Below are 19,641 nucleotides of genomic sequence, written 5' to 3' on the forward strand. Positions count from 1 at the left end.
AGTGCCGGACCGGAACTGACCTACGCGGTGAAGGGCTTGAAGTCCTGGAAGAACTCGGCGTAGAACCGCATGAGTTCCGGGACCCTCGACGGCAGTTTGGGCAACTCAGCCGCCTGGGCCGCGAGATGGGTGAAGCGGAGGCTGATCGACCGGGCGGCGACGTCCGGTCGTGGAAGGAATCCCGGCTCCTCCTCCAACTCGAACGACGGCCCCGCCGTACGCCCCGGCTGCCCGGAGGGCAGCGTGACCAGATGTTCGGCGAGCGGGCGCATCATCCCCGTCATCACGTCGATCGCCGCGTTCATCAGCTGGGAGCGGCGGAGGCTGGCGTCCGCCGCACCGCCGAAGTGCTGGACCAGCAGCTGGTTCATCAGGAAGTAGGAGCGGTTGAACACCACAAGTGCCGCGCGTGCCTCGGGGTTCGTCACCTGTTCGCGGGCCGGGTTCCCGGCGTGCAGCGAGGGGTTGCGCAGCACCGGATAGGCGGGACTCCACGGCGGCCGGCGCTCGCCGGGCTGCTTCATGTGCTCGGCCATGAGCAGATCCGAGATCCGCAGGAAGGTGTCGAAGTGCGAGTCCTCGTCGTGCTCCACCGACTGCAGGACGCTGCCCTCGCCGTGTTCGGTGACGAAGTCGATGGCGAACAAGGCGCTGGAGACGTCGTCCACCTCCAACTGGTAGTCCGGGTTCGTGCGGTTGACCGATTCCCGCATGAACAGGTGGTGTTCGCCGCCTCCCCGCCCGCGGTCGACGAGGAAGAGGTTCGGCACCGTGCTGATGCCTTCCCGGATCGCGGCGTACAGATCGCTGAGCGACTGGTAGCGGTACGGGCCCCCGGTCCGTACGCCCGGCGAGCCGGGTGTGCTGCCCGGTGTCCCGTTGTCGGCGAGGTCGGGGGTGCTGGTGTGCGGCTGCTCGATGGCGATGAACCGCTGCACGCTGCCCAGCCCGAACCCCTCCAGGCACAGGTCCAGCGGCACCCGCAACCGGCTGTTGATCGTCCCGAAGTCGATCGGCGGCAGGTGGAAGGGCTGCCCCATGGCGGTGATGATGTTGTTGATCACCAGGAAGTGCATCATCTCCTCCCGGGCCACGCTGAGCAGGCTGCCGCGCATTCCGTTGCTGAGGGTCTCCCCGCCGTCGCCGCAGGCCAGCCGGAACTGCTCCTGGGACCAATCGCCCCGCCGCACCAGCTCCTGGCCCGCGCCGTACAGCGGGATCGACCAGGCGGCGTACAAGTACTGCATCATGACGGCGAGTTCGACGCCAGCGGCCTCGCGCAGCCCGTCGTAGAGCTGGGCGCGGGTGGTGATGGCGCCGTCCGGTGCCTGCCGGGGTACCGTCCGGGGCGGCGGCTTGCGGCTCGCCTCGTCCTGCCGCAGGTAGGCGAGCAGCAGTCCTGCCTGCGGCTCGGTCAGATCGCGGCTGGGCGGCATGTAGAAGGTCTTGTCCTTGTTGCGGGGGTCGCACATCAGCCAGATCAGCCGCGGGTAGGTGGCGACCCGGCACTCGTCCTCCAGGCTGAAGACGCCGTCCCTCATGAAGGAGCTCAACTGCTCGTGGGGGGCGAACACCTCCCGGTAGAGCACCTCGTAGCCGACCTGGTCGCGGGGGATGTCCTCCAGGTGCCAGGTGTCGGGCAGGGCCCGCACGTCGACGGTGCTCATCGCGGGCCAGTAGCCGAGGCGGTCGTCGTTGTCGTACGCGCGGGCGGCGGAGCCCGGTTCGTCCCGGTCGCAGGGTGGTGCCTCGCCCTCGGGGAGGAACAGCAGCCGGGCGGCGCCCGCTTCGGCACACCTGACGGCAAGCGTGCCGCGCCCCTCGGCGTCGGTCTCCAGGGTGCAGGACTCGGCCCATCCGTCCGAGGCACCCGGCGGGCCCCCGGGCCGGACGTCGAGGATTTGGATGTCGTCGCACCGTGCGGCGGCCGCGTCGGGTGTGAGCCGCGGATCGGCGGGCAGCGCACGGGGGTTGAAGTACTGGAGCACCCGCAGTCCGGTCACCGCTGCGGGGCGGCCCAGCCGGTAGGTGCGCACCGCCACCTCGGCGGCGTTGTCCTCGCCGGTGCGGGGGTTCGGCTGGTCGAGGAAGAGGGCGGAGTCATCGACCCGCACGACCGTCTCCTCCTCGGTGAGCAGCACGGCCGGTTCGCGTCCCGGACGGACGCCCAGCAGCACCAGCGGTTCGTCGGGCCCGCTCCGTTCGGCGGCCCCCTCGGGGCAGGTGGGTACGGTGACCAGCCCGCCGTACGGGTCGGTGTCACCGAGGTAGGCGTCGCGCGGGACGCGGGCGATCAGCCGCCCGGAGTCACGCGTACGCAGCTCCAAGTCCCCCACGTCCAGGCGCGGTCCGAGCCGGTGCACCGGGCCCGGACCGGGCTCGGTGCACCGGTGGACGACGGGAACCGCGGTGATGAGGTCGACGGTCGTGTGCTCGGCGGTCACCCGCACCGCCGCGTTGTGGAGTGCGGGCCCCGCAGCGTCCTCCGTCACCTGAGCGCCCTCGCGGTGCGCCCCGCGCGCGCTGAGTACCCGCCCCGCCGGGGTGGTCCGCTCCTCGTCCGGCAGCCGGGGCGCGATGGTGCCCCGCACCTGCCACACGTCGGGCGCGTCATTGGCCTGGGGGGTGGCCATGTTGGTGAGCGCGAACCGTACGACCAGCCCGCTGACGCCCTCCTCCGCGACCCGCGACCGCAGCAGCCGTGCGGCCTCGGAGACCTCCGTCTCCTCCAGCCAGTCCAGCCCGGAGCCCGCGTCGACGGCGAACTGGTGCACGACCGAGCGCCGGAACCGGCTCGCCAGCGGATGCTCGCCGACGTCCAGGACGTACCGGGAGTTCTGCCAGCGCGGCGGCTGGAGGCCGCTGACCGCCCCCGTCGCCATGGAGCCGACGTCGTGCGAGCGGCCTTGCCTGCCGAAGCAGAACTGGCCGATCATCACGGTGGTCGTCCAGTTGGACGCCGGATCGACGTCGAAGACGCGGGCGCGGTTGAAGGTGGTCGCCAGGTAGTCGTTGTAGTGGCCCCACATGTCGACCTGCCGGCCGACGACGGGGTCGCTGGTGTCGGCGTCGCCCGGTGTGCGTTCCCATCCGGTGATCCGCGCGTCCACCCAGAAGTGGCCGTTGCCGCCGAAGTTCCAGCCCTTGACCGTACTGAACGGCCCGTCGTCGGTGGTCCGGCCGTCCGGCCCGAAGTGCCGGCCGAGGCCGTCCAGATAGGCGTGGTACTCCTCGGCGGGGCGGTCGGCGGGGAAGGGCTCGCCCTCGGCGGTCACCGCCCGGTTCCGGGCGAGGTCGTACAGCCCGCTGCGGGGCCCGGTGGGCAGCCGGGTGACCGCGGTGCCGGCGAAGTGCAGACGGGGCAGGTCGAAAACGCTCAACGGGAACTCCTCAGTGCCGTGTCGATGGCGGTCACCGCGCCGAGTGCCGACTCGATGGCCCCGTTGATCCAGGCCGGGGTGGCAGAGCAGTGCTCCCCGGCGAAGAACAGCCGCCCCTGCGGACGGGCCGCGCGCCGCATCTCCTCGTCACGGCCGGTGGCGTCCTTGCCCCAGCGCCAGCGGCGGGACGTGCAGCCGTTGCTCCACCGGTGGCCGGCCCAGGCGATGCTGGCCGCGCCGAGCACCGTGCCCGGCTCCTTGAGCTGCGGGTACAGCGGCGCGAGTTCGTCGATGACGGCGGCGTGCCGGGCGTCCTCGGGGAACTGCCCGAGCAGGTCGGCGTCCTCGGCGATCGCGTACGAGCCGAGCAGCACCGCCCCCTGGGCGGGGTCGCCCTCGTGCGGCGGATAGTAGGTCTGGCGGGTGCGGCCGCCGGTCGCCGACGCTCCGCCGAGGGTGCCGTCACGCTCCCAGAACGCCTCCCGGCAGTGCAGCGCGATCTTGGTCGCCCCGCCGTAGTCGACGCTGCCGATCACCTCGCGTTTGTCGTCGTCGAAGCCGGTCAGCGCCAGCTGGCGCAGCACCGAGAAGGGCAGCGTGCACAGCACCGCCGGGTGCTGCCGCACCGTACGGTGGCGGCGGTGCCGGATGCCCAGGCTGACCTGATCGCAGCCAGCGTCCAGGCTGATCACCTCGCGGCCCAGCAGGATCGGCCCTCGGATGCGGTCGGCGAGGCGCTCGGCGATCTGGCTCATGCCTCCGCTGAGGTACATCAGGCCGGTGCCCGTCTCCAGCAGGAGATCGTCGAGGAAGCTGTACAGCCGCGGGCCGCACCCCATCCGCAGTTCGGGGTGCTCGCGGAAGACCGCGCCGAGGTCGATCCGGTCGGACCGGGCGCCGTGGACGTACGGTGTCAGGTCGACCCGGTCGGCGAGCCGGAGCAGCGTGGTCAGGTCGGAGGCGAGATTGTCCCGCAGTTCGGCCGGTGCCATGGCGCGGACGACCGCCGCCATCCAGGCGCCGAAGAGCAGGGTGACGCTCCCGTACGACGCCGTCGGCACCTCGCGCCGCAGATCCGCCAGGAGGGGGCCGGAGGCGTTCTTCACCCGGACGTATCCGCTGCCGGTGGTCAGGTAATTGTTCTCGTCGCTGAGGATCGTACGGAACGGGCGCAGTGCGGACTTCAGTCCGAGCTTTTCCACGTACCGCATTGTCAGCTCGTGGCCCGGAGGTATCCGCATGGCGCCGAGTTCGACGTGCGGGGCGTTGTCCGCCGTCCCGAAACGGTGGGTGTAGACACGCCCTCCGATTCGCTCGCTGCCCTCCAGGACCATTACCCGGTGCCCCAGCAGCTCCAGTTCGTACGCCGCCACCAGAGCCGCGATTCCCGCGCCGAGGACCACGACGTCCCCATTGTGGTCCTCGGCCGGCCCGTCTCCCGCCGCTTCGGATCCTGTCTGCGTTGATGCCCACATGATGTCGACTCTGGAGGATCGTCCGACGCCCCCACATCCCCCGGTCGATCAGCGGACAACCAGGGGTGATGCGGCTGCGGCGGCCTTCTGGCACACACCGCGGAGCGCATCCCGCGCGATCGCGTAGGTTGCTCGGCCGACTCGCCCGGGGAGGCCGGGTGCGCTCCTACCGTTGACCAACATCTGGATGTCGGGGCCCATCAGGGAGGATTTCTGCCATGGACCAGCGAATCAAAAAGGTCGTCGTTCTGGGTGGCGGCACAGCGGGATGGATGTCCGCCGCCTACCTTGCGAAGGCACTCGGAAACACCGCCACCATCACCGTCCTGGAAGCGCCGTCAATTCCGAAGATCGGCGTCGGGGAAGCCACCGTCCCCAATCTCCAGAAAGTGTTCTTCGATTACCTCGGCATCGCCGAGGACGAGTGGATGCCCGAATGCAACGCGGCCTTCAAGGTGGCTGTCAAGTTCATCAACTGGCGCACACCCGGGAAGGGTGAGGCGCAGGCACGCCAGCTCAACGGCAGGCCGGACCACTTCCACCATCCCTTCGGACTGCTGCCGGAGCACGACGGGGTGCCGCTCTCGCACTACTGGACCTACCACCGCAAGCACGGCACCACCGATGAGCCCTTCGACTACGCCTGCTTCCCGCAGGTCGCGCTCATGGACGAGCGCAAGGCGCCGCGCAACCGCGAGGGGACGCCCGTCACCCGCTACGCCTGGCACTTCGACGCCCACCTGGTCGCCGACTTCCTGCGCCGTCACGCGACGAGCAAGCAGGGTGTCATCCACGTCCAGGACGAGATGTGCGAGGTGCAGCAGGACTCCCGCGGATTCGTCACTGCGCTGGGCACCAAGAGCGGCGCCGTCCTCGAAGGCGACCTGTTCGTCGACTGCTCGGGTTTCCGCAGCCTGCTCATGAACCAGGCGATGGAAGAGCCGTTCCTCGACATGAGCGAACACCTGCTGTGCAACAGCGCGGTGGCGTACTCCCTGCCGCACGACGACGAGGCGAACGGCGTCGAGCCGTACACCTCCGCCATCGCGATGGAGTCCGGCTGGACGTGGAAGATCCCGATGCTCGGGCGCTTCGGTACCGGATACGTCTACTCGGACCGCTTCACCACCCGTGACAAGGCGACCGAGGACTTCTGCCGCCTGTGGGGGCTGGACCCGGAGAAGACCGAGGGGGAACTCAACCACGTCCGCTTCCGCGTCGGCCGCAACCGCCGCGCCTGGGTGAAGAACGTCGTCGGCATCGGCCTGTCGAACTGCTTCCTGGAGCCGCTTGAGTCGACCGGGATCTACTTCATCTACGCCTCGGTCTACCAGCTGGCGAAGCACTTCCCGGACAAGGGATTCGACCCCGTCCTCTCCGATCGCTTCAACACCGAGATCCAGGAGATGTTCGACGACACGCGGGACTTCATCCAGGCGCACTTCGCGCTGGCCCCGCGCAACGACACCGAGTTCTGGCGGGCGAACAAGGAGATCCACCTGCCCGACCAGATCCGCGAGAAGATCGCGATGTTCCGCGCCGGCCTGCCGATCAATCCGCCGGTGAGCACGGAGGGCGACTACTACGGAAGCTTCGACGTGGAGTTCCGCAACTTCTGGACGAACGGCAGCTATTACTCGATCTTCGCCGGGCTGGGGCTGGAGCCGGACCATCCGCTGCCGTCCCTCATGCACCACGAGGGCTCGGTGGAGGGTGCGCAGCGCCTCTTCGACCAGGTGAGGGAGGAACAGCAGGCGCTGCCCGGCACCCTTCCATCCAACTACGAGTACCTGCGCCAACTACACGGCAAATGACCGCTGGACCGCTCGCCGTGGACGCCGACGAGTACCGGGCGCTGATGAGCGCGTTCCCGACCGGAGTGGCGGTGGTGACCAGCATCGACGAGGAGCTGGAGCCACGCGGCGCCACGTGTTCCTCGCTGTGCAGCGTCACACTGACACCGCCGACTCTCCTGGTGTGCCTGACGACCCGCAGCAGCACCCTGGGGGCGATCCGTCACTGCGGCCGGTTCGCGGTGAATCTGCTGCACTCGCGAGCGCGGGAGACCGCAGAGATCTTCTCCACCCCGGTCGACGACCGGTTCGGGACGGTTCCGTGGAAGCAGCTCGGTTCGGCGGGGGTCCCCTGGCTGATCCGTGACGCCTTCGCGGTGGCCGAGTGCCGGGTCACCCGGCTCACCGCGGTGGGCAGTCACACCATGGTTCTCGGAAACGTGGCCAGCACGCGCTCCTCCCCGAACGTCCCGCTGCTCTACGGGCTCCGGCAGTTCTCCCGGTGGACCCCCGAGGAGACCTGCTGATCCCAGGGGGCCATTCTCAACGCCCAATGGCCGTCGGGTGGTTCCGGAAGTCCAGGCTTCCGGAACCACCCGGCGGCCCGTTCGTCTGTGCCACACCTGTGCGGGGAGCGGCCCTCTATGGTGCCGCTCCTCCGACACTCGTCGGTGATCCCTCGCCAAAAGGTCCGAATTCAGGCGACATTGCCACAACCGGGCAACGGCTTGATTATGGGATGAGTCGACATCAATAGGTATTCGTCCAGGATTCACCTTCGCATGCTCTCGCTCGTGTGCTCGCATTCAGACCTCGTTGACGGTGGTGGAAATGGCTTTCGTGCCACCCGACGAGAAGACCTGCCGACATCGTCAGTTACAGGGGAACTCCGGGTTGCCAACGCCTCGTCCCGCCTCCCATATCACCCACTCTCCGCACCCGGCGGCGACCGCTGCCTCCCACCCCGCTGCCTCCCATCCCAAGAGCCCTCAGCCGAAGGTCCCCCACCGCCCCACACCGTCCAAGGCAACACATTCCAAAGCCGCCCGCCCCAACGGCCCCCAGCCGAGCAGCTCCCAGCCGAACGGCCCGCAGCCGTGCGACCCGCACTCCAACGCCCCGCGTGCCAAGGCCCCGTACCCGGCGACGCCGGCCGCCGCGCCACGGCTCCAAGGGCGGGAACAGCAGTGGGCGCAACTGCTGCGCCTCCTGGACACCGCCAGATCCGCACCACGCCGCGGCGGTGTGCTCCTGATAGAGGGGCCGCCCGGCGCGGGCCGCAGCAGGCTGCTGGCCGATGCGGCGGCCCTGGCCGCACAGTCGGGGTTCTCCACGGCGCACGCCTCGGCGGACGAGGTGCGCCGGGCCGTACCGCTGGCGCCGCTGATGGTCGCGCTGGGCTCCGGGGCCGGGCCCGGCCCGTCGGCCGGTGAACCCTCGGCCGCCGGTCCCGCCGCCCTGATCGACCGGCTCCGCGTCCGCCTGGAGGAAAGGCTGCGGGGCGGCCCGGTGGCCGTCGTGCTGGACGACCTGCACTGGGCGGACCCGGTCACGCTGGCTGCCCTGCGCACCCTGGTGTCACGGTTCGCCGCCCAGCCGCTGGTGTGGGTCCTCGCCCGGTGCTCGGGCAGGGGCGGATCGACGGTCGACCGGCTGTTCACCGTGCTGCGGGAGACCGAGGGCGCCGAACTCGTACCGCTGGGTCCCCTTCCCTCCCGCGCCGTGGCCCAGCTTGCCGCCGAGCGGCTGGGAGCGGAACCAGCCGCGGAGCTGCTCGACTACGCGGAAGGCGCCGACGGGAACCCGGCGGCCCTCGTCGCCCTCTTCGACGGCCTCCGTGAGGAGGAGCGGGTATGGGGCGCCGACAGCGAAGCGCGACCGGCCGGGGAGACAGTGTGCGGGCTGCCCCCGCGCCGCTTCAGCGCACTGGTGCGCCACCGCATGGAGGCGTTCCAGCCCGCCACCAGACTGCTGCTCGACGTGGCCGCCGTACTCGGCCGGGACTCCACACCGGACGACATGTCACGGATGCTGGGCGAGCCCACCGCCGCCGCCCTCCCCGCGCTCCAGGAGGCGCTGGACTCCGGGACGGTGATCTGCGAGGACGACACCGTCGCCTTCCGGCACGAACTGGTCAGACAGGCGCTGCTGGCCACCATCCCGGGCCCGCTGCGGGGCGCCCTGCACCGTCAGGCCGCCGACATGATCCTCGGGCGGGACGGCGGCGTACTGCGGGCCGCGGCACACCTGGTGCACGGCGCGCGCCGGGGCGACGCCCAGGCGGTCGAGGTGCTGTGCGCGGCGGCCTCCACGGTCGCCGCCGCCGAGCCCCGTACGGCGGCAGACCTGGCCCTGCGCGCACTGGAGATCAGCGGCCCCGGTGACGCCGCGCGGCCGCAGCTTCTGCGCATCTCGGTGGAGACGCTCACCCGCGTCGGCCCGTTGCCGCGTGCGGTGGCACTGGCGCGGGAGAGCCTGGGCGACGCCCAGTCGGCGGAGCAGGCCGGGGCGTTGGGCTGCGGGCTGTCGCGCGCCCTGCTGCTGGCGGGCCGCGCCGCCGAAGCCGTGGCCGCCGCGAAGCAGGTGGCGGGCACCGGCCAGGGCGCGGGCGGACAGGGCGGCGCGGGCGGACAGGGCGCGGGCGGCGGGGGCCACCAGGAGGAGGCCGCGCTCAACCGGCTGCACGCGCTGGCCCTGCTGGACGTGACGGCCGCCGCGCGTGAGGCCCGCGAGGAAGCCGAGCGGAGGGGCGGCACCTCCGTGGGGATGCTCACCGTGCTGGCAGCGGTCCACTGGCGCTCGGGCCGCGTCGGCGAGGCACTGCGCACCGCACGTGAGGCCGTCGGCAGGGTGGACGACGGGGCTGCCGCCACCGCCACCTGGCCCGTACCGCCGCGCATGGTCCTGGCCGTCATGCTGACCCAGCTGCGGCAGACCGCCGAGGCCGCGGCGCTCGTCGAGCAGCTCGCCGCCGAGGTCGACGCCGAGGGCTGGCCCGTACTGCGCGGTGCGCCGATGATCCTGGGCGCTTCCCTCGCCCTCACCCGGGGCGAGTCGGACGCCGCGGTGAAGGAGGCCGACGCCGGTCTTGCCGCAGCCGACGAGGCGGGAATGCGGCTGTTCTCCTCCCTCGGCTGGCGCGTCCTCGCCGACGTGGCGCTGCGTCGCGGAGACCTCGCCACGGCCGAGGGCCATGTCCGGCGGCTGACGGCATCGGTGCCGGAGGAGCGCGACGGCACGTCGCCTCCCATGGTGAACCCGGTGGCGGCGCACCCCGTGGGGGTGCACCCTGCGGCGGGCGACGAGGCCCGCGCGCTGACGGCACTCGGCGCGTGGATGGCGGCGCAGCTCGCCGCCGCACGCGGCGACCCGGAGGCACTGCGCTCCGCGCTGCTCACGGTGCACCACGACCGGCATGCCCTGCGGCGACTGCTCACCCAAGAGCCTGCGGCGGCGGGCTGGCTGGTGCGTGCCGCCCTCGGCGCGGGCGAACGGGAGCGGGCCGCCGAGACGGCAGCGGTCGCCGAGCAGCTCGCCGCCGGCAACGCGGAGGTACCGGCACTGCTGGTGGCCGCAGTGCACGCCCGCGGACTGTACGAACGGGACCCGTGGGCGCTGCGGCGCGCGGCGGAGGAACACCAGGACCCGTGGGCGCGCGCCTCCGCGGCGGAGGACCTCGGGAGCATCCCGGGCGGCGACCGGCCGGTCGCGGTGGACGCGCTCGACCGGGCGATGGCCGGATACGCGCGGCTGGGCGCCGAGCGGGACGAGGCCCGCGTACGGCGCAGGCTGCGCCAGCTGGGGGTCCGGCGCCGGCACTGGACTCTGGCGCACCGGCCCGCCTCCGGGTGGGCGAGCCTGACGGGCACCGAGCGCAGGGTCGCGGACCTGGTGGCACAGGGACTGACGAACCGTCAGACTGCCGCGCAGATGTTCCTCTCGCCGCATACCGTCGGCTTCCATCTGCGCCAGATATTCCGGAAGCTGCGGATCCAGTCCCGGATCGATCTGGTCCGGATGCACCCGGACACCGCGGACGGCCCCCGCGGCGGCGTCGCCTGACGCCGCCGCCGGGCGGGCGGACCGCCATCCTCCACACCGCACCGTTCGGTTGGACCTGGGACTTCTCAAACACGCCCTGGTTGTACCGACCTGGCCGCGCAGCCCACAGGAGGAAGCGGCCTCGGCCCCGATGCGACCCCGCGGCCCGACAGCCGTCGCTCCCTCCCAGACCACCCGGTAGTCACGCGGCCCGAGAGGAGCTGTGGCGCCCCGGGCCATGAGCCCCGGGGCGCCACAGGAGGGGTCAGATGCCGAACGCGGCGGGGTACTGGATGGTGCCGGCCGGGACGGGGCGGGTGTCGTCGGGGGCCATGGCCATCATGGCCTCATCGGGCACCTCGAAGGGCGCTCGGATGCCGAAGCGGGAAGCGGGGGTGAAGCCGAACCGCGGGTAGTAGTCGGCATGGCCCAGGACGAGGACCAGGTTCTCTCCCATGGCGAGGGCGGCGGCCAGGGCGGCCCGGATGGCGGCCGAACCGGCGCCGGTGCGCTGGGCGGAGGGCACTACCGCGCACGGGGCCAGGGCGAGGGCGGGTGCGCCGTCGACGTGGCAGCGGGTGAGCAGCGCGTACCCGACCGGGGTGCCGTCGGGGGCCGCAGTGACCATCGACAGGCCGTCGATCCACGCCTTCGGGTCGGCGCGCAGGGCATCGACGATGTCGGCCTCGACGGCGGTGGGGAAGGCCGCGAGGAGGATTTCGCGAATGGCCGGGATGTCGTCGGCGGTTTCGAGGCGGGTGGTCCAGGTGGTCATGGTTCCGCTTTCGGTGGTGTCGGAGCTGTGGTCGTGGGGGCGGAGGAGGTAGGCGGCGTAGTTGTAGTCGCTGCCGTGCTCGCGCCGCATGTCGATCTCTGTCCGGTGTGCGGCCAGCGCCTCTGGCATGCCGGGGCGCTGCGGGTCCGCTCGGGCGATGCGCTGGATGAGCGGCGTGTAGTACTCGTCCCACCAGTCGCTCTCCGGCAGCGGCCAGTGCGCGACCACCTGGTAGCCGGCGGCCTGTGCGGCGTCGGCGTTGGCCGCATGGGTGCGCAGCGGATAGGCCGCGTCCCAGTAGGCGCGCACCGGGGCGGCAGGGCTGGGCACGGTCCATTCGATCTCGGTGACGACGAGGACGCCGCCCGGGGCGAGCAGGCGACGCCAGGCGCGCAGGGCATGGTCGAAGCCGATGGTGTATATGGATCCCTCGGCCCAGATCACGTCGAAGCTGTGGTCAGGGACGGCCAACTGGTCCATCGAGCAGTTGACGACCGTGACCTGGTCGCCCAGGCCCCGGCGGGCCGCCTCGGCGGCGAGGTCGTCCAGGTACGGCTGGTGCAGGTCGACCGCGGTCACGTGCGCCACGGCTTCCTCGGCCAGCAGCAGGGTGGAGCGGCCGGGTCCGCAGCCCGCGTCCAGCACCCGCGGGCGCTCGGGCAGGGGACCGGCCACCTCCAGCATGCGGCGCGTGGTGGCGTCCGACCCCGGCCCCTGCCGGGGCAGGTCGTGGTGCAGGGCGAGGAGCGCCTCCGTCACCGGGTCGATGCCGGGAGCGTGGTCGGGTGTGTTGCCGGTGTTGTTCACAGTTGGCGCTCCCGGAAGCGGTAGGTGGCGACAGGGCGCAGGGCCGCCCAGTCACCGGTACACGGTGCCGACAGCGGATCACTCTGATCGGCGGTGCCGGGAATCTCCGCACGGACGATTCCGGCTTCGGTGACTGCTTCGCACGAGCCGCGTTCGGCCCGCACGGTACGGGCCGGGATCAGCCCGGTAGCGCGATGGGGAGCGAAGGCGTGCTCACACGCCTCGTCCCAGCCGTAGTCCGCCAGGGAATACGGCTGAGGATGATGCCAAAGGAGTTGAGGCAACGTAGAGACCCTTGAACAGGGACCCCGACAGGCACAGAGTGCTGCCTCCCGTGAGCCGTCAGGGCTCCAACGAGGGGATCAGCGTCAGGTCAGACCGGGGCCCGGGACGTGAGGATGGTCCGGCGGGCACTGCACACGGCAGTGGCCTTCACGGCAGACATCAACTCACCTCCCACTTCTGGTCCCGCAGTCGACCCGGTTGTCTCTGCGCCGTAGATGCTAGCACCTCCATCCCGGCGTCGGACGACGCCGGGGCGGGCTGCGTATCGCTCCAGAAAGCGGCCGAGGTGTGACGGGAGCGGGCCGGCAGCATCGGGGTGGAGGTACCGCCCTCGGCCTCGTGCGTCCGGACGCTGTGGCGTCGCGGCCACTGGCTCGTGCACCAGTTCGCCGGCGGATTCGCCTGCCCCGACGGCAGCACCTCGTTCATGAGCGCGGACGGCGACTGCTGCCACCCGCAGGCCGTCGAACACACCGATGGAAATGACCCGTCAGGTAACGGAGGCGCTCTGCAGCACCGTCTCGACCTGGCGGCGCTGGTCCGGTCCGCCCTCGTGGGCGACGCCGAGGAGGAAGGCGGAGCGCTGGTCGTCGACCGCGATCAGGGTCAGGCGCAGCCGGCCGGTGCCGCCTTCGCTGTCCTTCACCTTGAGCACTACCGAGTGCGCGGGGCGCTCGCTCACCGTCGTCTTCCGGGACTCCTGGACCGTCGAGCTTCCGTACGGGTAGAAGAACCCGGCGTTCGACTTGGCCGCGCTCTCCGCCTCCCGCTTCAGCGCGGACCGCGGCACGGCATCGGAGCGACCGGCAAGTACGACGCTGACCTCCTTGTCGTCAGCTCCACCGGCGCCGTCGGCGGACTTCGGGGTGATCGAAGAGGTGAAAGCGTCGATCAGGTCGTCCTGCCCCTGGTGCTTCCAGCCCTCGGGTATCCCGTACGAGACTCCGGCCGCGTCGTCCGTCACCCTCGGCCGGCCCGCCAGCGGGGCATCGTCCTCGTCGTCCCGCATCAGCCACCACCCGGTGGCGCTTCCGGCGACCAGCAGGAGCACCACGGCCACGACCCCGACCACCACGGCACGACGGGCGCCGGCCCGCCGGGGCGGGACGGGCGGCGGAAACCCGGCGGTTGGCGGATAGGGCGGCTGGGTGGCAGATGGGGGCGTCGTCATGCCCCCATCCTTCCTTCCCGCCCCCGCCCGGTCCTGAGCACTCCTACTCAGTCCGCTACTCACCTGCTCTCCGCAGCTCCTCCCCCTCGCACGCCGAACGAGCCGGGCCCTGCGGGGAGATCCCTCAGTCGCAGCCGACGCCGTCCCCGTCGCGGTCGAGATGGGAGGCGTAACCGGGCTCTCCCTGGCGGACGGGGGCCGCGCCCGCCGCGCGGGCCGCGTCGCAGTTCTCGTAGTGGACCGGGCCATCGCCCCCGGAGGTTTCCTCGTCGGCGCCTGCCCCGCCGGAGCCGTCCGGCGGGGCGGTGACGGTCGTCGTCACCTCGACCTTGACTTCCTTGGTCGCGCGCTCGGTCTCCGTGACGGTCGCCGTGGGCTCGGGCTTCGGCTTGCCGGTGGGCTTCGGGGTGACCGTCTCCGTCACGGTCGGCCCCGGTCTGGCCTCAGCCTTGGTATCAGCCTTGGAGTCGCCGGACGTGTCCTCCGTACCACCGACCAGCGCGGCGGAACAACCAAAGGTGACGAGCCAGACGACGCCGACCACGATCCAGAACTTGGGACGTCTTCGCAGCTGTCCGGCAGGGGGCACAGGTCCGGGCTGCGGCGGCGCACCGGGGTGATGGCTCATGTGGTCGCTCCTGAAGGGAAGGAATCGGAGCGGGGGGTGACGGAGGTGTGACTATCCCATGACACTCAGAGTCTTACCGGGTAATGGGAAGATTTGCTGCACCCTCGGGCGGAGGGCGGCAAGGACGAAGGCGACGCCCTCGCAGGAGAGGAGCGAGCCTGGTACGGCCGTCGGCCGGATCGGTCCGGCGCCTTGCCGCCGACCGCACCAGACCCCGCGAGACCCGCCCTCCGGGCGGCCGGCGCTACTTCTCCAACACGCCCTAGTTCTGGTCCTGGCGGATGGCCCAGCGGCCGTCCGTCACCTTGGGGGACGCCGCGTCGCCTCGGCGGGGGCCGGGGATCGGCTTGACCGCGACGTAGACGTGCTGGCCCTTTTTCAGCCCCTTGGAGAACGGCATGGACAGGAACTGGTCGCCAGGTGTGGCCTGGTGGTCCGCGATGACCTCCGTCCAGGTGCCGGTCGACTTGCCGTCCTTCCAGTCGTGCACCTCGTACCGCACCTGGACCTGGTCTCCCGGCTCCAGGCCGGTGATCCGCAGCCGCCCGTTGAAGTCCGCCCACGAGGTGACACTGGGGACATAGCCGGGGTAGTTGCCGTCGCCGTGCTGCTTCGCAGGGTCCGCGTGCTCCACGTCCCAGCGCACTACCGTCCAGTCGCCCCAACCGGTGCTCTGCGCCTTGTCCTTGCCCAGACTCGTACGGATAGGCATGTCCGCCTCCTTCTCCGATCCGCCCGAACCGGGCTTGCCCTTGAGCCGGTCGGCCACGTCGCGGCGGAACTCGGCCATGCTGAAACTGGGGTCGATCTTTCGGCGGGTGCCTTCCTTGTGGCCGATCACCGAATCAGCGGTCCACTTGTGCGCCCGGCAGATCGCCGCCGCCCACCGCACCGCCTGCTCGTACTGGCCCTTGGGGTACGGGTCTTCGCCGTCGCCACGGTTCTCGATCTCGATGCCGTAGTAGTGCCTGTTGCCGTCGATCGGCTCGGAGGAGTCGGGCCGCGGGTGCTTGGACGACTCCCGCACCACCGCGTCGTGCGCGTTCCGCGCGAAGCTCCCCGCGTGGTTGGCCCGGCCGTGCCCGATGAGATAGACCGTGGCCTTCTTCGACACGAACGCGTGGCACAGCGGCCCGGGAAGGGAGGAGGTGCCGTCGTAGCAGAAGTCGGCCATGCCCGAGCCGACGCCCGCCGTGTGGTGGATGACGACACCGTTCACCCCGCCCCACGAACCCTTGTGGTTCCGGTTGTGGGTACGCCAGGACCGGTACTCCTTGACCGCAACTCCCTCCGCCTTCAGCGCCTTGACCATACGGTCGGCTGACAGGGGCGTAGCCATATGCTGACAGCCCTCCTCACGTGTCGCCCGATGTTCGCGTAAGGGTGATACCCGTCACTTAAACGTGACTTGGCTTCACCCACTGTCACCTCAGCGAGGTGGCCCGTGCGGCCTCGGCGGTCGCGTCCGAGGTCTGGGTCAGCTTCTCCGACGCGGAGGTCGGGGAGATCCCGGCGTCCCAGCGCCCCACGCCGCCTTCGCCACCAGCAGTGGCGGGACGGCGTGGCGGGGCGGAACGGGGCGGAGCGGAGCGGACTTGAACTTGACGTGGGCGTCAAGTTCTACGTTCGTCGCAGGCACCCAGCCCGCACCTTTGACGAGGAGACCCCTGATGAGCAGCACCGCGCACGTCCCAGCACACGACGCCCACGACCCGGCCGGTGTACCGGCCACCCACCGTGAGGTACGTCTGGCCGCCCGCCCGGAAGGGGCGTTCTCCGTCGACAACCTGCGCGTCGTCGAGGCATCGGTGCCGGTCGCCGGTCCGGGCCAGGTGCTGGTGCGCAACCGGTTCATGAGCGTCGCCGCCGTGATGCTCACCCTGATGCGCGACAGCGCCGACCTGCCGATGCCGCTGTACGTGCCCGGCGAGGTGCTGTGGGGCCCCGCCATCGGTGAGGTGATCACCTCGGACGCTCCCGGCCTCAACCCCGGTGATCTCGTCGAGCACTCAGCGGGATGGCGTGAGTACGCGGCGCTGGACGCGGCCGACGCCCAGTCCCTCGACCTCGACAGTCTGCCTGACGTCGCCGCGCATCTCTCCCAGGGGTTCACCGCCTGGCTCGGCGTGGTGCGGGCGGCGGAGGTACGGCCCGGTGACACGGTGTTCGTCAGCGGTGCGGCGGGCGGGGTGGGCTCGCTGGCCGGTCAGTTCGCCCGGCTGCACGGCGCCGCGCGGGTCATCGGCAGCACAAGCTCGCAGCGCAAGGCGGACCAGCTCACCAAGGAACTGGGCTACGACGCCGTGGTACTGCGCGGCGCCGAGCCGATCGTCGACCAGTTGCGCGAAGCCGCCCCGGAGGGCATCGACGCGGTCTTCGACAACGTCGGCGGCGAGCAGCTGACCGCCGCGCTGGCCCTGGCCAACCGTGGCGCGCGGATCGCGGTCGTGGGCATGCTGTCCACCCAGGCGTCGGGCGGCACCTCGACTCCGACCGAGATCGACACCGCCACGCTCGTCTCGCGCGGGATCACCCTGCGCGGCATCGCGGGCATCGACCACCTGGACGCGCTGCCGCAGTGGGCCGAGGAGTTCGGCCGGGGACTGCGCGAGGGCACCCTCACCGTGCCGCACGTACGGTTGTCGGGGATCGAGGAAGCGCCCCGGGCCTTGGACGAGCTGCTCCGTGGCCGCCATGTGGGTGCTGTACTGGTGGAACTCTGACCCTGGCGCTTGATGCGGAGGCAGACGGGAATGCGGATCGGCGAAGCGGCGGCGGCAGCGGCGCTCACCCCTCGAGCGGTGCGCTACTACGAGCAGCAGGGCCTGCTCGAAGCGCGGCGCACGCCTTCCGGGCACCGGGAGTACGGGCTGTCGGACATACGGCGGCTGCGGACCCTGCGGGAACTGCTGGAGGCCGGGCTGACCATCGCGGACGTGCGCAGCTTCGCCCATGTGCTCGACCCGGCCCCTGCGGAGGGCGCGGCTGCCGTGCCCCCCGCCGACGGAGCGCCGGAATCCTGCGAGGTGCGGGACGTGAGCCTGCGCCGCCTCGCCGACCTGGAGGACCGCATCGACGCGCTGACGCAGCTCCGCGACCGGCTGGCCGCCGGAATCGCCGACCGCTTCGGCGAAGCCTTCGACCCAGCCCCCTGACGGGCGGCCGCCCCCGCCGCGACGGCGAGACGCGGGCCGCGAGACGCAAGTCGCGAGACGACGCAGCCCGGCGGTGCCGACTGAGGCGCATCGCGCGGAGCGTTGCGGGGTCAGCCCGTGACCGTGAGGACGGCGATGGAGGGGCCGAAGGCTCCGCCCAGTTGGTAGCAGAGGGTGAACAATCCGATCGCGGTGGGCCGCTGGGGCTCCGGCGCCGCGCCGACGGCGTACGAGGCGAGGGTCGCGTTGCCCGCTGCGGTCGCGAACACCGCCATCGTCGCGACCAGCAGCAACAGCGGTGCCCACGGCGTGAGGACCGCCGTGATGGGTGCCAGCGCACCGAGCGCGATCAGCACCGTCAGCACGGCCGGCCGCCCCATCCGGGATGCGGCGGCCGGAAGCAGCCAGGAGAGCACCGAGCCGGCCAGCAGGGCGGTGAGCTGGCCCGTACCGATGGTGGCGGTTGACCAGCCCGTCCCGCTGTCCAGCATCTCGGGGACGGCGAAGAGCAGCGTGAAGTACGAGGTGGAGAGCGCGCAGGCGAGCAGCGCCGAGGTGAGGAAGGCAGGGGTGCGCACGAGGGTGCGGGGCACGAAGCCGTCCGGGCGGGCCCTGCTGTGTGCCACGAGCAGGAGCCCGAGGACCAGCGCGACGGGGACGGCGGCAGCCGGGTAGCGGGGTATCAGCACCACGGACGAGGCCAGCACGGTGAGCAGCGCGGCACCTCGCGCGTCGAACGGGCCGTTCGGCAGCCCCGCGGACGCAGCCGCCCGCCCGCTCGCACTCGCGGACGCGGCCACCGGTTCGTCCCGCGCGGAGCGAAGCACCGCGGGGACGGCCAGCAACGCGACCGCGGAGACCGCGAGAGCGAGCCGCCAGGACACCGTGTCGCCGAGCCAGGAGCCGAGCAGTGGCCCGGTGGCGCCGAGCACGCCGAAGCCGGAGGTGATCACGCCCATCCGCCGGGCCGTGCCGCCCAGGCTCAGCGCGAGGGTGACCAGTCCGGCGCCTCCCGCGGCCTGCGCGGCCCGCCCGGCCAGTGCCAGGGGGAGCCAGGGAGCGACGGCCACCAGCACGGTGCCTGCCGCCACGAGCGCGGCGCTCAGCCGGAGCGTGGGGCGTACGCCGTGGCGCCGCAGCAGTCCGGCCATCAGCGGCGTGCCGACGGCCATGGCCCAGGCGAAGGTGGTGACGAACCAGGCCGCTGTCGCCTTGCTGGTGCCGAGCGAGCCCGCCATGTCGGGCAGGATCAGGACGGGGCTGTTGGCTCCGGCGGCGACGGGTGTGGCCAGCAGTGCAAGCCAGGCCGCGTGGACACGGCGGGGCGGTGGTCCGGCGGATTCTTCCTGGCCGCGTGGGGCGGGCTCGGCGGGTGGGGTTGGCGGAGCGGACGTTTCTGAGGTCTCGGGCATGGCTGGCTGACCCTCCCGTCATTCATTCAGGGCTGATAATCTCAACGTTGAAATAAAAACAGCCCGATCTCTCAACGTCAAATCTCTCAACGCTGAGAAAGCCAACTTCGAAGGGAACCTCGATGGGTGACGCGGTGGACGTGATCATCAGCCAGTGGGCTGAGGAGCGTCCGGAACTCGAGGACGACCTGTGGCCCGTCCAGGTGGTGGGCAGGCTCCAGCGGCTCGGGCGTTACCTGGAGCGGGAGATAAAGGCCTTCGCCGCCTCCCACGGTCTGGAAATGGGCGAGCTGGACGTCCTGACCACGTTGCAGCGCAGCGGACCGCCGTACGAGCTGACGGCCGGGCAACTGGTGAAGGCATCCATGGTGACCTCGGGGGCCATCACCAACCGCATCGACCGGATGGAGGCCAAGGGCCTGGTCGAGCGCGTCCGCGACGAGGGCGACCGCCGTACCGTCCGGATGCGGCTCACCGAACGCGGCAGCGAGATCACGCTCGCCTTCATGTCCGAGCACCTGGCCAACGAGGCCCGCATCCTGGGGGGCCTGAGCCGCGCGGAGTGCGCGCAGTTGGGCGACGGCCTGCGCAAGCTGCTGGAGTCCCTCGGCGACACGTCTATGAGCTGACGCGGGCGGGGGCGCTGCGCCCCCGCCCGCTGCGTATCCCTCCCGCTGCGCCCCCGGCCCAGGCCGGACCGGCACCGCCGAACCCGGCCG

General features: G+C 71.4%; 14 protein-coding genes. 6 read left to right on the forward strand and 8 right to left on the reverse strand.

Annotated elements, in window-relative coordinates:
- Positions 1 to 20: 20 nt before the first annotated feature.
- Together LHJ74_RS25305 and LHJ74_RS25310 are read right to left on the reverse strand one after the other, a co-directional pair.
- Positions 21 to 3,380 carry a ferritin-like domain-containing protein gene (locus LHJ74_RS25305; protein WP_260220519.1) on the reverse strand — a complete coding sequence of 1,120 codons (3,360 nt, stop codon included), beginning with the start codon at positions 3,378 to 3,380 and terminating at the stop codon, positions 21 to 23.
- A complete protein-coding gene (locus LHJ74_RS25310) occupies positions 3,377 to 4,855 on the reverse strand; it encodes a flavin monoamine oxidase family protein (protein WP_260220520.1) in 1,479 nt (492 codons plus the stop codon). Before LHJ74_RS25310 ends, LHJ74_RS25305 begins: the two co-directional genes overlap by 4 nt.
- A 218-nt stretch (positions 4,856 to 5,073) precedes the next feature.
- Between LHJ74_RS25310 and LHJ74_RS25315 the strand changes: the two genes are divergently transcribed.
- The 3 genes from LHJ74_RS25315 (at position 5,074) to LHJ74_RS25325 (ending at position 10,710) form a co-directional block, all read left to right on the forward strand.
- Complete coding sequence (locus LHJ74_RS25315; protein WP_260220521.1) at positions 5,074 to 6,669, forward strand: tryptophan halogenase family protein; 1,596 nt, start codon at positions 5,074 to 5,076, stop codon at positions 6,667 to 6,669.
- Positions 6,666 to 7,175 (forward strand): flavin reductase family protein, encoded by a 510-nt coding sequence (locus LHJ74_RS25320; RefSeq protein WP_260220522.1) that lies wholly within the window; start codon positions 6,666 to 6,668, stop codon positions 7,173 to 7,175. The genes LHJ74_RS25315 and LHJ74_RS25320 overlap by 4 nt, the downstream gene beginning before the upstream one ends.
- Positions 7,176 to 7,542: 367 nt before the next feature.
- A complete protein-coding gene (locus tag LHJ74_RS25325; protein WP_260220523.1) occupies positions 7,543 to 10,710 on the forward strand; it encodes a helix-turn-helix transcriptional regulator in 3,168 nt (1,055 codons plus the stop codon).
- A 244-nt stretch (positions 10,711 to 10,954) separates the two neighbouring features.
- On the opposite strand, the gene LHJ74_RS25330 is transcribed toward LHJ74_RS25325, so the two are convergent.
- The 5 genes from LHJ74_RS25330 to LHJ74_RS25350 all read right to left on the reverse strand — a co-directional run bounded on the left by LHJ74_RS25330 (position 10,955) and on the right by LHJ74_RS25350 (position 15,694).
- A complete protein-coding gene (locus LHJ74_RS25330; protein WP_260220524.1) occupies positions 10,955 to 12,271 on the reverse strand; it encodes a bifunctional class I SAM-dependent methyltransferase/N-acetyltransferase in 1,317 nt (438 codons plus the stop codon).
- Entirely contained in the window at positions 12,268 to 12,555 is a 288-nt protein-coding gene (locus tag LHJ74_RS25335; RefSeq protein WP_260220525.1) for a ribosome small subunit-dependent GTPase A, read from the reverse strand. Before LHJ74_RS25335 ends, LHJ74_RS25330 begins: the two co-directional genes overlap by 4 nt.
- A gap of 491 nt (positions 12,556 to 13,046) precedes the next feature.
- Positions 13,047 to 13,727 (reverse strand): hypothetical protein, encoded by a 681-nt coding sequence (locus LHJ74_RS25340; RefSeq protein ID WP_260220527.1) that lies wholly within the window; start codon positions 13,725 to 13,727, stop codon positions 13,047 to 13,049.
- A gap of 124 nt (positions 13,728 to 13,851) precedes the next feature.
- Positions 13,852 to 14,355 (reverse strand): excalibur calcium-binding domain-containing protein, encoded by a 504-nt coding sequence (locus tag LHJ74_RS25345; protein ID WP_260220528.1) that lies wholly within the window; start codon positions 14,353 to 14,355, stop codon positions 13,852 to 13,854.
- A gap of 262 nt (positions 14,356 to 14,617) precedes the next feature.
- Positions 14,618 to 15,694, reverse strand: a complete 1,077-nt coding sequence (locus LHJ74_RS25350) for a peptidoglycan recognition protein family protein (RefSeq protein WP_260220530.1) — start codon at positions 15,692 to 15,694, stop codon at positions 14,618 to 14,620.
- A 331-nt stretch (positions 15,695 to 16,025) separates the two neighbouring features.
- Here LHJ74_RS25350 and LHJ74_RS25355 point away from each other — a divergent pair, with 331 nt between their 5' ends.
- Both LHJ74_RS25355 and LHJ74_RS25360 read left to right on the forward strand, forming a co-directional pair.
- Positions 16,026 to 17,078 (forward strand): MDR family NADP-dependent oxidoreductase, encoded by a 1,053-nt coding sequence (locus LHJ74_RS25355; protein WP_260220531.1) that lies wholly within the window; start codon positions 16,026 to 16,028, stop codon positions 17,076 to 17,078.
- A 12-nt stretch (positions 17,079 to 17,090) separates the two neighbouring features.
- On the forward strand, positions 17,091 to 17,510 hold the full coding sequence (locus LHJ74_RS25360; RefSeq protein WP_260220532.1) for a MerR family transcriptional regulator: 420 nt from the start codon (positions 17,091 to 17,093) through the stop codon (positions 17,508 to 17,510).
- Between the two features lie 110 nt (positions 17,511 to 17,620).
- Here LHJ74_RS25360 and LHJ74_RS25365 read toward each other — a convergent pair whose 3' ends face one another.
- Positions 17,621 to 18,922 (reverse strand): MFS transporter, encoded by a 1,302-nt coding sequence (locus LHJ74_RS25365; RefSeq protein ID WP_260220533.1) that lies wholly within the window; start codon positions 18,920 to 18,922, stop codon positions 17,621 to 17,623.
- Between the two features lie 122 nt (positions 18,923 to 19,044).
- Here LHJ74_RS25365 and LHJ74_RS25370 point away from each other — a divergent pair, with 122 nt between their 5' ends.
- A complete protein-coding gene (locus LHJ74_RS25370; RefSeq protein ID WP_260220534.1) occupies positions 19,045 to 19,551 on the forward strand; it encodes a MarR family winged helix-turn-helix transcriptional regulator in 507 nt (168 codons plus the stop codon).
- Positions 19,552 to 19,641 lie beyond the last annotated feature (90 nt).

Origin of the sequence: Streptomyces gossypii (genome assembly GCF_025165795.1) — a bacterium.
GTDB lineage: Bacteria > Actinomycetota > Actinomycetes > Streptomycetales > Streptomycetaceae > Streptomyces > Streptomyces gossypii.